The organism is Janthinobacterium sp. BJB301 (genome assembly GCF_002735685.1).
In the GTDB taxonomy this organism is placed as follows: Bacteria; Pseudomonadota; Gammaproteobacteria; order Burkholderiales; family Burkholderiaceae_D; genus Janthinobacterium; species Janthinobacterium lividum.
Genome location: NZ_PDZJ01000001.1, coordinates 1,953,346 through 1,967,544, shown reverse-complemented (window position 1 = coordinate 1,967,544; position 14,199 = coordinate 1,953,346). Strand labels below are relative to the sequence as shown.

The 14,199-nt window shown below is 61.3% G+C and carries 13 protein-coding genes and 1 tRNA gene; 10 read left to right on the top strand and 4 right to left on the bottom strand.

Annotation, left to right across the window (positions count from 1 at the left end):
* Positions 1 to 28: 28 nt before the first annotated feature.
* Both CSQ91_RS08660 and CSQ91_RS08655 read right to left on the bottom strand, forming a co-directional pair.
* Positions 29 to 1,525 (bottom strand): HDOD domain-containing protein, encoded by a 1,497-nt coding sequence (locus tag CSQ91_RS08660; RefSeq protein WP_070280694.1) that lies wholly within the window; start codon positions 1,523 to 1,525, stop codon positions 29 to 31.
* The gene (locus tag CSQ91_RS08655; protein WP_034784441.1) at positions 1,522 to 3,261 is read right to left on the bottom strand and encodes a putative bifunctional diguanylate cyclase/phosphodiesterase; all 1,740 of its coding nucleotides are present in this window, start codon (positions 3,259 to 3,261) and stop codon (positions 1,522 to 1,524) included. Before CSQ91_RS08655 ends, CSQ91_RS08660 begins: the two co-directional genes overlap by 4 nt.
* A gap of 396 nt (positions 3,262 to 3,657) precedes the next feature.
* Between CSQ91_RS08655 and CSQ91_RS08650 the strand changes: the two genes are divergently transcribed.
* From CSQ91_RS08650 to CSQ91_RS08635, 4 genes are all read left to right on the top strand, one after another.
* The gene (locus CSQ91_RS08650) at positions 3,658 to 5,340 is read left to right on the top strand and encodes an isovaleryl-CoA dehydrogenase (RefSeq protein WP_099387986.1); all 1,683 of its coding nucleotides are present in this window, start codon (positions 3,658 to 3,660) and stop codon (positions 5,338 to 5,340) included.
* Positions 5,341 to 5,495: 155 nt separating this feature from the next.
* Complete coding sequence (gene upp / locus CSQ91_RS08645; RefSeq protein ID WP_010398816.1) at positions 5,496 to 6,146, top strand: uracil phosphoribosyltransferase; 651 nt, start codon at positions 5,496 to 5,498, stop codon at positions 6,144 to 6,146.
* A 22-nt stretch (positions 6,147 to 6,168) separates the two neighbouring features.
* A complete protein-coding gene (locus CSQ91_RS08640; RefSeq protein ID WP_070280690.1) occupies positions 6,169 to 6,531 on the top strand; it encodes an Hpt domain-containing protein in 363 nt (120 codons plus the stop codon).
* A gap of 298 nt (positions 6,532 to 6,829) precedes the next feature.
* The gene (locus CSQ91_RS08635) at positions 6,830 to 7,033 is read left to right on the top strand and encodes a cold-shock protein (RefSeq protein WP_010398811.1); all 204 of its coding nucleotides are present in this window, start codon (positions 6,830 to 6,832) and stop codon (positions 7,031 to 7,033) included.
* A 379-nt stretch (positions 7,034 to 7,412) separates the two neighbouring features.
* On the opposite strand, the gene CSQ91_RS08630 is transcribed toward CSQ91_RS08635, so the two are convergent.
* Positions 7,413 to 8,324: a LysR family transcriptional regulator gene (locus CSQ91_RS08630; protein ID WP_034784477.1), complete on the bottom strand. Its 912-nt coding sequence runs from the start codon at positions 8,322 to 8,324 to the stop codon at positions 7,413 to 7,415.
* Positions 8,325 to 8,540: 216 nt separating this feature from the next.
* Between CSQ91_RS08630 and aceB the strand changes: the two genes are divergently transcribed.
* Positions 8,541 to 10,139 (top strand): malate synthase A, encoded by a 1,599-nt coding sequence (gene aceB, locus CSQ91_RS08625; RefSeq protein WP_099387985.1) that lies wholly within the window; start codon positions 8,541 to 8,543, stop codon positions 10,137 to 10,139.
* A gap of 81 nt (positions 10,140 to 10,220) precedes the next feature.
* Here the strand turns inward: aceB and gloB are convergent, their stop codons facing one another.
* The gene (gene gloB / locus CSQ91_RS08620; protein ID WP_099387984.1) at positions 10,221 to 11,030 is read right to left on the bottom strand and encodes a hydroxyacylglutathione hydrolase; all 810 of its coding nucleotides are present in this window, start codon (positions 11,028 to 11,030) and stop codon (positions 10,221 to 10,223) included.
* Positions 11,031 to 11,049: 19 nt separating this feature from the next.
* Here gloB and CSQ91_RS08615 point away from each other — a divergent pair, with 19 nt between their 5' ends.
* The 5 genes from CSQ91_RS08615 to CSQ91_RS08595 all read left to right on the top strand — a co-directional run bounded on the left by CSQ91_RS08615 (position 11,050) and on the right by CSQ91_RS08595 (position 14,014).
* A complete protein-coding gene (locus CSQ91_RS08615; protein WP_034784446.1) occupies positions 11,050 to 11,826 on the top strand; it encodes a class I SAM-dependent methyltransferase in 777 nt (258 codons plus the stop codon).
* Positions 11,819 to 12,256: a ribonuclease HI gene (rnhA, locus tag CSQ91_RS08610; protein WP_034784447.1), complete on the top strand. Its 438-nt coding sequence runs from the start codon at positions 11,819 to 11,821 to the stop codon at positions 12,254 to 12,256. The genes CSQ91_RS08615 and rnhA overlap by 8 nt, the downstream gene beginning before the upstream one ends.
* A gap of 101 nt (positions 12,257 to 12,357) precedes the next feature.
* A complete protein-coding gene (gene dnaQ / locus CSQ91_RS08605) occupies positions 12,358 to 13,074 on the top strand; it encodes a DNA polymerase III subunit epsilon (protein WP_034784448.1) in 717 nt (238 codons plus the stop codon).
* Between the two features lie 81 nt (positions 13,075 to 13,155).
* A tRNA-Val gene (locus tag CSQ91_RS08600) sits at positions 13,156 to 13,230 on the top strand.
* 292 nt (positions 13,231 to 13,522) lie between these two features.
* Positions 13,523 to 14,014, top strand: a complete 492-nt coding sequence (locus tag CSQ91_RS08595) for a hypothetical protein (RefSeq protein ID WP_218963726.1) — start codon at positions 13,523 to 13,525, stop codon at positions 14,012 to 14,014.
* The last annotated feature ends 185 nt before the right edge of the window (positions 14,015 to 14,199 follow it).

Here is a 14,199-nt window from a genome sequence, read left to right as displayed (position 1 = left end):
AATCCGACACCATAGTCGGCGCTTCCTGTCACGCCACCTTATTTGCCACCAGCTCCAGCTGGTGCCGCATCTCCACCGACTGCACCAATAACGCCCGGATATCGTTGATCAGGTTGAACTCCGTCTGGTTCAACTGGATCGGCGGGAAGCTGTCGTCCCAGTCGCCGTACAGGAATCCCGTGGGGTGGCCGTTGGCCGACAGGGGCAGCACGACGAAGCTGCGTGCTTCCGACAGCGTGGCTTTCCACCATTGCGGCAGCTTGGCGGCAAATTTCGGGTCGCGCGCATTGTCGATGAAGATCACGCGGTCGCTGTTGAGGGCCGCGTGGAAGACGTTCGGTTCATACGCGTCGCCAAACACCATCAGGTCCTGCAGGTCGGCCATGCCTTCGCCCATGCTGATGCGCGCCGAATACAGATGATCCCTGTGGTTGCGCACGAACGCCACCGAGCGTGAAAAATCAAAGCCCTGGTGCAGCGTTTCGAGCGCCATCGAGACCATCTGTCCCGGACTGGCGCTGCCGATGGCGCCGCGCAGGTCGGCCAGGCCGCCTATTAATACGCGGTTGCCTTCGGCGCGCATGCGCGTCGATGCCAGCTGGCGCGCGCGCCGCTCGGCCGGTTTCGACAGGGGCGCAATCGACAGGTCGGCCGCCGCCATCGCCTTGGCCTTGTCCACGGCGATCACCAGATCGGTCGATGTGATGCCCAGGGTACCCGCATAATCGTCGATCAGTGCGTGCACCTGCGCCGCGCCGGCCGCATCGTCATGCCACAGCGAGTCGGCGCAGCGCGCCGCCATCGTCGACAGTCCTGCCATCCAGTCGGCGCCGCTGACGGGGGAGTTGTCCGGCGACGGATCCATCGGACGCATCCCGTTGATCAGGTGCTGCGGCAAGCCCCAGTGGGCGGCCGTGGCATAGCCCACTTCCGGCAACGACAGGCCGAGGATTTCGCGCGCGGCGGCCGCCTCGTTGCCGGGACCCGCATGCGCCTGCATGCGCGCCCAGAAGTCCGTCATGTAGAACGTCACCATCATGCGGCCCAGGGTGTGCAGCATCGAGCAGACGACAGCCTGTTCCGCCTGCAGGCTGCCGGCACTGGTGGCCACCTGCTGCGCCACCATCCCGGCCAGCACGGCCTTTTCCATTTCCACGTGGGCGCTGACGGAATCGGGCGACGCCTGCGACAGCTCCTCGATCAGTTTCAGGCCCAGCGCCAGGTGGCCGATGGCGTCGATGCCCAGCACCAGCACGGCCTTCGAGACCGTATTGACGCGCTGGCCGAAGGCCGAATACATGCCGCTGTTGGCCAGACGCAGCACCTTGTGCGTAAGGACAGGGTCGGACAGCACCGTTTGCGTGATGTCGAATTCGTGGTCATCCTCGCCGCGCATGGCGCCCAGGATGGCGCTGATGGCTTTCGCGAAGCCGGGCATGTCGCCCTGCTGGCGCGTGCGCGCCCACAGCAGGTCCAGGGTGTTTTTGCCGAGCTGTGTCGGCGCCGTGAAATGACCTGGATTCATTGCACCCCTCCGCGCGGTTCATTGGCAGACGGCGCAGGCACCAGCGCCGCATAGGTTTTGTCGCTCAAGGCCGATAGCGCCGCGTGGGCCGGCATCGGTTTGCCCGTCAGGTAGCCTTGCACATACTGGCAGCCGCGCGACTCCATGAAATGCATCTGTTCCTCGGTTTCCACGCCCTCGGCCACCACGGACAGGTTCAAATGCTTGGCCAGGTCGAGAATGGTGTTGCAGATGGCCGCATCCTTGCTCGATTCGGGCAAGTCCTTGATGAAGGTGCGGTCGATCTTCAGCACGGAAATGGGGAAGCGCTTCAGATACGCGAGCGAGGAATAGCCGGTGCCGAAATCGTCGATGGCGATGCGCGCGCGGCGCTCCGTCATCTTGACGAGGATGGTTTCCGCATGCACGGGGTCGATCATCAGGGTGCCTTCCGTAATTTCCAGCACCAGGTGTTCGCCCGAGAGCCCAGAAAACGCGATGGCGTCATCGAGCACGTCGAGGAATTTGTCGTTGCGGAACTGGCGCGGGCTGATGTTGACGGAGATGTACAGCGGCCGCCTGGCCACTTCCTGGAACTGCTTGAGCTGCACGCAGGCCGCTTTCAGCGCCCAGGCGCCCAGCAGGTTGATCAGGCCATTGGCTTCGGCAATCGGGATGAAGCGCACGGGCGGCACCAGGCCCAGGGTCGGGTGCTTCCAGCGCATCAGGGTTTCGAAACCCTGGATTTGCCGCGTGTGCGCGTCGACGATGGGTTGGTAAAAGAGCAGGAATTCGCCTTCGCGCACGGCGTGGAACATCGCCGCTTCCAGCGAAATATCGTGTTCCGACGGGCCATTCAGGCGCGGGCTGTAGACCAGGCAGCGGGCCTTGCCCGTTTCCTTGGCGCGCGACATGGCCGCATCGGCCAGCGCCACCAGGCGCACTTCATCTTCCGCGTGCAGCGGATAGATCGAGACGCCGACGGAGGCGCCCACGTAGATCGTGTGGCCGTCCACTTCGAACGGCGCCTGCAGGGTGGCCAGCAGACGGCCCGTCACCAGCTTGATCTGCGCGTCCGTGGCGCTGCCGGGCAGCACGGCGACGAATTCATCGCCGCCCACGCGCGCCAGGGTGTCGCTGTCGCGCAGGGTCTTGCGCAATCGCGCGGCGGCCAGGCGCAGCACGGCGTCGCCGACGGGGTGGCCCAGGCCATCGTTGACCTTTTTAAAGCCATCGAGGCCGATGGTGGCGACGGAAAAGCCCTGGCCCGAACGGGCGGCCTGGGCGATCACCATGCGGATGCGGTCCGACAGCAGCAAACGGTTCGGCAAGCCCGTGAGCGCGTCGTGCGTGGCCATGTGGCGCAGCCGTTCTTCCGTATTGTGCTGGGCCGACGTGTCGCGCCCGACCACCAGCAATTCGGCCACGCCGGCCGCATTCATATAAGAAGACAAGCGCAGCTCGAACCAGATTTCCTGGTCCGGCGTTTGCAGGCGCACTTCCAGGCGGCCCGGTTCGGCCAGGGCGTCTTCCAGCGCCGCTTGCAGCGCAGCGCGGGACGCTTCGGCGGCCAGCGGCAGCAGCAAGTGGCCGGACAGGCCCGATGGCGCGCCAAACAGGGTGGCCGCACGCTTGCTGGCAAACAGGATCAGGCCGTCCGTATCGAGCCGGAACACGACGTCGCCTGCCTCTTCCATGAGGTTGTCCAACTCGTGGCGAGCCTCGCGGTGGGCGGCGGATGGGGTGCTGGAAAACATCGTGCTGGCTTTTACCTTTTTATTATCAGTGCCGGCGCTCGCTGCAGGGCAGGGCGCCAACGGAAAGAGTGCATCGTGCGTGAGGCGTGCCATAGGGGCCGAAAGGGCGGCTATCGGAACGCGATCCACACGAAATGTATCATTGAAAAGCACCCGATTACATGAAATAGAGCAACATTGCTTCAGGTTTTGTAAATATTCCTGCCTTCCATGAAAAAAATCATGCCGCGCGACATCCACAGGCATTTTCATTCCACATAGAAACATTTATCTGCGCCTGCCTTCACTGGCGCGCTTGCCCCGCCATGCGCTTTGCGCTAGTCTGGCTGGCAGACGGTGTTGACGGTGCGCCAGCGACGGCAAGGGCGCCATGATAACAAATCGCGGGAGACTCCCATGAATGCCTTTGACACGCATGAAGTTTTCAACCAGGCCACGCCTTTTGAAAATGTCAATCTGTTCGCCTGCGATCCGGCGCTGATCGAAGCGCTGCTGCGCGAGGGCGGCGGCGCGGCGTTGCAGGAGATCGATGCGCTGGGCGAAAAGCTGGGCCGCGCCGAGACCTATGCGCTGGCGCGCCTGGCGAATATCCACACGCCCGAGTTGCAGCAGTTCGACCGCGCCGGGCGCCGCGTCGACGAGGTGCTGTTCCATCCGGCCTGGCATGAGCTGATGGCCATCCTCGTGGGCGCGGGCGCGCACGCTTCGCCGTGGGCCTCGCCCGGTCCCGGCGCCCAGGTGGCGCGCGCGGCGGCCTATCTATTAGTGGGGCAGGTGGAAAACGGCACGCAGTGTCCCGTGACGATGACGTATGCCTCGGTGCCGGCCTTGCGCCAGGCGCTGGACCTGCCGCACATCGCGCAGCGCTGGCTGCCGAAAATCCTCTCGCGCGAATACGATCCCCGCTCCCTGCCCGTGGAGCAGAAACGCGGCGCCCTGGTGGGCATGGGCATGACGGAAAAGCAGGGCGGCTCCGATGTGCGCAGCAACACCACGCGCGCCGTGCCCGTGCCGCCGGCCGAGGCGCAAGCCCTGTTCGGCAGCGAGGCCGGCGGCGCCTGGCGCATCGTCGGCCACAAGTGGTTTTTCTCGGCGCCGCAATGCGACGCGCATCTGATCCTGGCGCAGGCGGAAGAGGGCGGATTGTCCTGTTTCTTTTTGCCCCGCTACCTGCCCGACGGCAGCCGCAACGCCATCCGCGTGCAGCGCCTGAAGGATAAGCTGGGCAACCGCTCGAACGCCTCTTCCGAAGTGGAATTTACCAATGCCTACGGCTGGCTGGTGGGGCAGCCGGGGCGGGGCATACCCACCATCCTGGAAATGGCCAGCCACACGCGCCTCGATTGCGTGCTGGGCAGCACCGGCATCATGCGCGCCGCCTTGAGCCAGGCGCTGCACCATGCGCGCCAGCGGGCCGTGTTCGGCAAGCCGCTGGCCGAGCAGCCGCTGATGCAGAACGTGCTGGCCGACCTGGCGCTGGAATCGGAAGCCGCCACGGCGTTTGCGCTGCGCCTGGCCCGCTGTTTCGATGAAAAGGATGATCCGCAGCAAGCGATGCTGGCGCGTGTGCTCACGCCGGCCGGTAAGTACTGGATCTGCAAGCGCGGTCCCGGTTTCGGCTTTGAGGCGATGGAGGTGCTGGGCGGCACCGGCTATGTGGAAGATGCGCCGCTGGCGCGCCTGTACCGCGAACTGCCCGTCAATTCGATCTGGGAAGGTTCGGGCAACGTCATGTGCCTCGACGTTTTGCGCGCCTTCGGCAAGTCGCCGGCCGCGCGCGACGCCCTGGCGGCCGAGCTGGCGCTGGCCGGCGATGACGATGCCATTTTGCTTGACTACCGCGCGCGCCTGCTGGCCGACCTGGACGGGCCGCAGACGGACGAATTTGGCGCGAGGCAATTATCCGAGCGCATCGTGCTGGCCGTGCAGGGGGCCTTGCTGCTGCGCCATGCGCCACCGTTCGTGGCGCAAGCGTTCCTGCAATCGCGGCTGGCGCAGGCGCCGGGCGGGGCGTATGGACGCTTGCCGGCCGGCACCGATTGCGCGGCCATCCTGGCGCGCGCGCTGCGCGAGTACTGAGTTTGCCTCGGCCCGGGTACGCAATTATTTCGAAAATTCCGGCCACAGGCGGGCTGGGGGCTGGGATAATGCTGCAATCCATCATTTTATCGATACACAGCGCGCCTGCGGCCCAGGCTTGCCGCCGCGCCAGATAGCAGAGAAAGAAAAATAACATGAAACAAGATCCACGCTTCCCGAATTTGTTCATTACCGATCACCCTTTGATCCAGCACAAGCTGAGCCACATGCGCGAGCACGATACGTCGACGCGCACCTTCCGCGAATTGCTCAAGGAAATCACCTTGCTGATGGGCTATGAAATCACGCGCGACCTGCCGCTGACCACGCGCGAAATCAAGACCCCGCTGGTCACCATCGACGCGCCCGTCATCGCTGGCAAGAAACTGGCCATCGTGCCGATCCTGCGCGCCGGCATCGGCATGAGCGATGGCTTGCTGAACCTGGTGCCATCGGCGCGCGTCGGCCACATCGGCGTGTACCGCGATCCTGCTACCCACATGCCGGTGGAATACCTGGTGCGCCTGCCTGACCTGAACGAGCGCACCTTTATCTTGTGCGACCCGATGGTCGCGACCGGCAATTCGGCCGTGTATGCCGTCGACGTGCTGAAGAAGCGCGGCGTCACGGACGAACAGATCATTTTCCTGGCCCTGGTGGCCGCACCGGAAGGCGTGACCGTGTTCCAGAACGCGCATCCGAACGTCAAGATGTTCTGCGCCTCGCTCGATTCGCACCTGGATGACCACGCCTATATCGTGCCGGGCCTGGGCGATGCCGGCGACCGTATCTTCGGCACCAAGTAAGCCAACTCAGGCGAGTATTGCGATGGCAACCTTGATCGATCCGGATTTTCGCGCGCGTTTGCGTGCCCTGAATGAAAAATATGCGGCTGGCGTGCCGGCCCTGTTGCAGGCGATCACGCAGGCAAGCGGCCGCTGCGACAGCGAAGGCCCCCGCCTGGAACCCTTGACGGAGCTGCACCGCGCGCTACACGCGGTGGCCGGTTCTGCCGCTACCTTTGGCTTTGCCGCGCTGGGCCAGGAATGCCGGCGCATCGAGCAGCTGGTGCGTGCCATGCTCAATGCCCCCGCGCAAGCGGTGGCGGAATGGCCCGCCGTGCGGGCGCAAGTGGTGGCGCTATTGGACTGGGCAGGGCGCGATGCGGCCGCCACTCACTTCACCGCGTGAGTGACCGCGTCATAGTAATGTGGTTGCAATGATTCATTTGATGCAACGCAAAGCACCCGCGTCGCAGATTAGGATATAGTGTGTCCATGCCGCTGGTACAGGGCGCCGCAAGACGGGGATTTGGCTATTAAAGTAGTGTTCGCAAGTTTATTTTGCGAAAGAATGGTTTTTCTCAGTTTTGTTGGTATAATTGGGCATCGTTGGATTCGAGGTAGTAGTGCAGTTTGTCTGTCATTTCTTTCTTGCTTCAAACGATATAACGGGCGCAAGCCCAACTTAACTGAAATAGGAAATTGTAATGGCAACTGGCATCGTAAAATGGTTCAATGATTCGAAGGGTTTCGGCTTTATTACCCCTGACGAAGGCGGCGAAGATCTGTTCGCTCACTTCTCGGCTATCCAGTCGAACGGCTTCAAGTCCCTGCAAGAGAACCAACGCGTTTCTTTTGAAGTGACCGCTGGCCCTAAAGGCAAGCAAGCTTCGAACATTCAGCCAATCTAATACGCTGGATCAAACGAAATAAAGAAATCCTCGGTCTCCGAGGATTTTTTTTCGCCTGAATTTCCGTGAGGCACCGGTTTTGCGTGGGCTGCGCGTTCTTTTTGGCATGTTTGCATCGCCGTGTAGGTCGGCTTGGCGCTTGCGCGTAAGCCGACAATGGGGATGTGTCGGCTTACGCTACGCTACGCCGACCTACGCCAACTAATGCTGATCCGGCTGCCAAGGTTGTTTCCTCATACGTCACGACGCCGGACAAAACCGTCGCGAGCGGAAGGCAAAGGTGGCCGAGAAGTGCGACCGTACTAAAGTACGGGGGTGCCGAGCCAGTGAGCATCACTGGCCGCCTATGCCGACGCGCAGCAGGTTTGGTCCCGCGTCCTCAGATAGCCCGTTCGCGCCAGTAATCTGGCTGGGCATATGAATGCCTTAAAAAATCCACGAATGCCCGTATGCGCAGCGGCAAGTGGCGGCGCTGGGCGAACACGGCGTAGATGTCATTGCCCGGCGCGGCGAACTGATCGAGCACCGTTACCAGTTGTCCCGAGGCGATTTCCGCACCCACTTCCCACATCGAGCGCCAGGCCAGACCCTTGCCGGCCAGTGCCCAGTCGTGCAGCACTTCGCCATCGTTGCAGACCATATTGCCCGCCACCTTCAGAATCACGTTCTTGCCGTTTTCTCGGAAGGTCCAGCCCCGCTGGCTGCCTTCGCTGCTGATCGCCAGGCAATTGTGTTTCGCCAGATCGGCCGGGATGCGCGGCGTGCCCGCCCGTTTCAGATAGGCGGGAGAGCCGACGAGCACGCGCTGGTTGTCGGCCAGCTTGGTGCTCACTAGAGACGAATCGGACAGGCTGGCGATGCGGATGGCCACATCGATACCTTCACCGATCAGGTCGACGAGGCGGTCGTTCAGGTTCAGCGACACCGTCACGTCGCGGTGCTCGGCGACAAACGAGGGGATCAGGGGCGCCACGTGTTGGCGGCCGAAGCCGGCCGGCGCGGAAATGAGCAAATGGCCGCTGGCCTTCACGCTGCGCTCGGCCACGGCCGCTTCCGCCTCTTCCAGTTCGCCCAGGATGCGCTGGCAATCCTCCAGGAAGGCGGCGCCTTCATTCGTCAAGGCGAGCTTGCGTGTCGTACGCTGCAGTAGTTTGACGCCCAGGCGCTGCTCCAGCGCGTCGAGGCGCCGGCCTATCATGGCCGGGGCGATCCCTTCCGCACGGGCGGCAGCCGACAAGCTGCCTTTGGCGACCACCTCCACGAAGGTTGATATTTGTCTGAACTGGCCCATGTTGTGCTCCTGCAATGCCATCACTTGTGATAAAAACGCATAGATGAAGTGATTTTTAATCTAGTTTCCATGCCTTATAGTGCAATACTATAGAACAAACGCGCCGCCCGGCAGAGTGTTTTTGCGGCTCTGTCCAGCTTGTCCGCGCAGTCGTTCAGCATATACTTGGATCACCAGATTACCTTTGCCTATATTTATTAAAAAACGGAGAACTTCATGACCCAAAATACGATCGCACTTCCAGAAGGCATGCAAATCACAGGGGAAATCGCCCCCGGCTATGAACAGATTTTGACGCCGGCCGCGCTGGCGCTGGTGGCCAAGCTGACGCGCGAATTCGAACCGCGCCGCCAGGAATTGCTGGCCGTGCGCGTGGAGCGGGCCAAGCGCCTCGATGCGGGCGAGCGTCCTGATTTCTTGCCAGAAACCGCGCACATCCGCGACGGCGACTGGAAGATCGCGCCGATCCCGAAGGCGCTCGAATGCCGCCGCGTGGAAATCACGGGCCCCGTCGAACGCAAGATGGTCATCAACGCCTTCAATTCCGGCGCCGACAGCTACATGACGGACTTCGAGGATTCGAACACGCCGAACTGGGATAACCAGCTGACGGGCCAGATCAATATGTTCGACGCCGTGCGCAAGACGATTTCGCTGGAGCAAAATGGCAAGTCCTACAAGCTGAACGACAAGATTGCGACCCTCGTCGTGCGTCCGCGCGGCTGGCACCTCGATGAAAAGCATGTGCTGGTCGATGGCAAGCGCATTTCCGGCGGCATTTTCGATTTCGCCCTGTTCATGTTCCATAACGCCAAGGAACAACTGGCGCGCGGCGCCGGTCCGTATTTCTACTTGCCGAAGATGGAATCGCACCTGGAAGCGCGCCTGTGGAACGATATCTTCGTCATGACGCAAAACGAATTGGGCTTGCCACAAGGTACGATCAAGGCGACTGTGCTGATCGAAACCATTTTGGCGGCGTTCGAGATGGATGAAATCCTGTACGAGCTGAAAGAACACAGCTCGGGCCTGAACGCGGGCCGCTGGGATTACATCTTCTCCTGCATCAAGAAATTCAAGCTGGACAAGGATTTCTGCCTGGCTGACCGCGCCAAGGTCACCATGACGGCGCCGTTCATGCGCGCCTACGCCTTGCTGCTGCTGAAAACCTGCCACAAACGGGGCGCGCCAGCGATTGGCGGCATGGCAGCCCTGATCCCGATCAAGAACGATCCGGAAAAGAACGATATCGCCATGGGTGGCGTGCGCAACGACAAGGCGCGCGATGCCACCGACGGCTACGACGGCGGCTGGGTTGCCCATCCGGGCCTGGTGGAACTGGCCATGGGCGAGTTCACCAAAGTGCTGGGCGACAAGCCGAACCAGATCGAGAAACAGCGTCCCGACATCGATGTGAAAGCGTCTGATCTGCTGAACTTCCAGCCGGAAGCGCCGATCACGGAAGCGGGCTTGCGCTACAACATCAACGTGGGCATCCATTACCTGGGTAGCTGGCTGGCCGGCAATGGTTGCGTGCCTATCCACAACCTGATGGAAGACGCGGCCACGGCCGAGATCAGCCGCTCGCAAGTGTGGCAGTGGATCCGTTCCAGCAAAGGCGTGCTGGAAGATGGCCGCAAGGTCACGGCCGAGATGGTGCGCGCCATGATTCCGGAAGAACTGGCCAAGGTGCAGCGCGATGCGCCGGGCGGCAACGGCCCGACCTATGTGCGCGCCAGCCAGATTTTCGAGGAAATGTCGACGTCGGAATCGTTCGCCGAATTCCTGACCTTGCCGCTGTACGAAGAAATCTGATCCTGATCAACTAGATCGATAAAAAAATCCCGGCGATGCCATAAAGCATCTGCCGGGATTTTTTATTGCAGAGGGATCCGCTTAAAAATTATTCTTCCACATCCGCAAGGCCGCGAATGCTTCCACGGGCGAAGCGTCGGTGGCCAGCTTGCCTTCCACCTTCAGGCTGGTCAAGATCGCCGGTTCACGGTAGCGCAGGAAGGGATTCGTGGCCTTCTCGAGGGCGATGGTCGATGGCACGGTCGATAAACCTTGCTGGCGCTTTTCCGTGTCGATGGCGATGCGTTCCTGCAAGGCCAGATTGCCCGGCTCGACGGCGTTGGCGAAGCGCAGATTGGACAAGGTGTACTCATGCGCGCAAAATACCTCGGTATCGTCGGGCAGGGCGGCCAGCTTGCCCAGCGAATCGGCCATCTGGCCCGGCGTGCCTTCGAACAGGCGGCCGCAGCCGCCGGCAAACAGGGTGTCGCCGGAAAACAGCCACGGCGCGCCACTGCGCTCGTCGCGCTGGCGCACGTAGGCGATATGCCCTTTGGTGTGGCCGGGCACGTCGATGACGGTCATCTGCAAACCCAGCTCGGGCACATAGGCGACATCGCCTTCGGCAAGCGGTTCCGTGATGGCTGTGATAGCCTCATTGCGCGGGCCGAAGACGGGGACGGCGAAATGCTGCAACAATTCAGGCACGCCACCCGTGTGGTCGGCGTGGTGATGCGTGAGTAAAATGGCGGTCAAGGTCAACTGATGGGCTTGCAGCGCATCGAGAATGGCCATCGCGTCGCCAGGGTCGACGACGGCGGCGTGGCGGCCGTCATGGATCAGCCACAGGTAATTGTCGGCAAAGGCGGGCACGGCAAGTACCGATAAAGCGTGTTCAGGGGAATTGGTCATGAGCAAAAGAGAAAACTGAATGGACAGTGTGGCATCCGAAAAATCCATTATAGCGCTTGACGGCTGGCTGCAGACGCCGGCCGGTCTGTACGTGCGCGCCTGGGAGCAGCAATGTCTCGACAGCCTGACTGTCGATATCTTCGGTTTTAATGCCGTGCAGATCGGCTTGCCCCAGCTCGACGCGCTGGCGGCCAACCGCATGCCCAACAAATGGCTGCTCGATGCGCGCCTGCCTTCGCTTCCGCCGCAGGAGCGCCGCCTGACGCTGGTGTCGGCATTCGATGAGCTGCCGTTCGATTCGCAAAGCCTGGACCTGGTGGTCTTGCCGCACGTACTCGAATTTGCTGCCGAGCCGCACCAGGTCTTGCGCGAAGTCGAACGCGTGCTGATACCGGAGGGGAGGGTGATCGTCTGCGGCTTCAACCCGGCCAGCCTGTGGGGCGCGCGCCAGGGGCTGGGGCGGGTCACGGGACGCCACTACCTGCCGCAGGCGGGCGAGCTGATCTCTATGCCGCGCATGAAAGACTGGTTAAAATTGCTGAACATGGGCGTCAGCCAAAGCCACTTCGGCTGCTACGCACCTGCTTGCAGGACAGAAAAATGGCTGCGCCGCAACGCCTTCATGGACAAGGCCGGTGCGCGCTGGTGGCCATATCTGGGCGCAGTGTATATAGTGCAGGCGATCAAGCGCGTCAAAGGGATGCGTTTGATCGGTCCGGCGTGGACCAAGAAACCGGCGACGGCGCCCGCAGGCGCACCGGTCACGAATAAAAGGCGGGAACAGCAAGATGGATAAGGTTGAGATTTATGCCGATGGCGCATGCAAGGGCAATCCGGGCACGGGCGGCTGGGGCGCGCTGATGGTTGCCGATGGCGCCAAGAAAGAAATTTACGGCGGGGAATTGAATACGACGAATAACCGCATGGAATTGAAGGCTGTGATCGAAGCCTTGACGGCACTCAAACGTCCGTGCCAAGTAGTGCTGTATACCGATAGCCAGTACGTGCAGAAGGGCATCAGCGAATGGATCCACGGCTGGAAGGCGCGCGGCTGGAAAACGGCGGCCAAGGCGCCCGTGAAGAACGTCGACCTGTGGCAGGCGCTCGATACGGCCCAGGCCGTGCATGAAGTGGAATGGCGCTGGGTGCGCGGCCATAATGGCCATCCCGGTAACGAGCGGGCCGATCAGCTGGCCAACCTTGGCGTGGAAACGGTACGTGCCTGATAACTAAATTTCTGCCCTGAAGCAACGGGCAGGCCGTAACCGGAGGGCACAGGTTTGCTATACTGTGCCCTTCGCTTTTTGCTTTTACGACTGAATCTGCCATGCGTCAAATTGTTCTCGATACTGAAACCACCGGCCTGAACCCGCGCACGGGCGACCGCATCCTGGAGATCGGCGGGGTCGAACTGAACAACCGTATGTTGACGGGGAATAATTTCCATCAATACATCAATCCCGAGCGCGATTCGGAAGAGGGGGCGCTGGCCGTCCACGGATTGACGACGGAGTTCCTCAGCGACAAGCCAAAATTCGCGGAAATCGCGGAAGAGTTCCGCGCGTTTATCGCCGGCGCCGAACTGATCATCCACAACGCCCCGTTCGATATCGGCTTCCTGAATGCGGAATTCAAGCGCCTGAACCTGCCGCCAGTCCACGAGCAAGTGCATGGCGTGATCGACACCCTGGTGCAGGCGAAGGAAATGCATCCAGGCAAGCGCAACTCGCTCGATGCCCTGTGCGACCGCTACGGCGTCTCGAACGCCCACCGCAAGCTGCACGGCGCGCTGCTCGACTCCGAATTGCTGGCCGATGTCTACCTGGCCATGACGCGCGGCCAGAACAGTCTCAGCATGGAAGAAGAGGTGGAAGTGGCCGCCGACGGCGCCGCCCTGGAAATCGTGCCGCTGGCCGAAGTCATCTTCCAGAGCGCCACGGCCGACGAGCTCGCCGCCCACGAAGCCACCATCGCCGGCCTCGACAAGGCCGCCAAAGGCCAGTGCATCTGGACCGCCGTCACGGCGCCGCCAGCGGCCGCCTGAGAAAGAAGCGGGGCACGATAAATTTCCTCTCGCCAGCCCTTGCAGATGCCGCAACACCTATGCGATAATTCGCCTCGCTTCGGGAGGTTAGCTCAGGGGTAGAGCACTGCATTCACACTGCAGGGGTCGCAAGTTCGAAACTTGCACTTCCCACCAAAATTTTCGTTTGTATTCAATGACTTAGGATTTTTCATCCTGCCAAAATACGAACTTGGGGCAAACTTGGGGCAATGGGATTTTTTTCCCCACCGCCTAGCCTCAGCAATACGGCCGCTTTCTGCGGCCGTTTTCACATCACGCTGGCGTAGGCCGCGCCTGACATTTTTCTCATTTACTTTCTCAGCAACGACCTCGTACACTGCGCTATTCTGATCTTCAGTTTTTCAGCGTCAACTATGACGGCGACCGCTGCGTTCGCAACGACGTGGTGCAAGGATCGGAATGGGTAATGGAAGGGCATGGCGTAGCTACGCGCAAATGGGACGGGATGGCCGTCCTGGTAGAATCGGGTAAGGTATTTAAACGTTACGATGCCAAAGCTGGGCGCACACCACCTCCTGAATTTGTTCCAGCTCAGCCCGAATCCGACCCTGTCAGCGGACATTGGCCGGGGTGGGTACCAGCTATCGGCCCTGATTCTGCCAGAATCATGGAGGGAATTGCATGGGGTAGCAAGAACCTGTTTCACAACCTGCTGGTTCCCGATGGAACCTATGAGGTATGCGGCCCCAAGATTGGCACACGGCATGGCCCTAACCCTGAAAACTTAACCGAACACATTCTTGCGCCTCATGGGCGCGACATACTCGAAGATTGCCCGCGTACCTTCGAGGGAATCCGCGATTATCTGGCGACAAGGCGCATTGAGGGTGTTGTTTGGCACCATCCTGACGGGCGAATGGCAAAGATCAAAACCGCCGACTTCGGCATTAAAGGATAACGTTACAGCGAGTAACTTGGGTTTGCCAAGCTATCCGATATCCAACTCAAGGAACGGATGGCGCGCTCCAACTCAAGCCATCGCAGCGCTGAGCCGCAGCAATCAAACCTCGCGACAGAGCCTGAAACCGTCGAAGCTTAACCAGCTTTTGTTCGTGCCGGGCAGAATTCTCTGCAGGGGAGGGG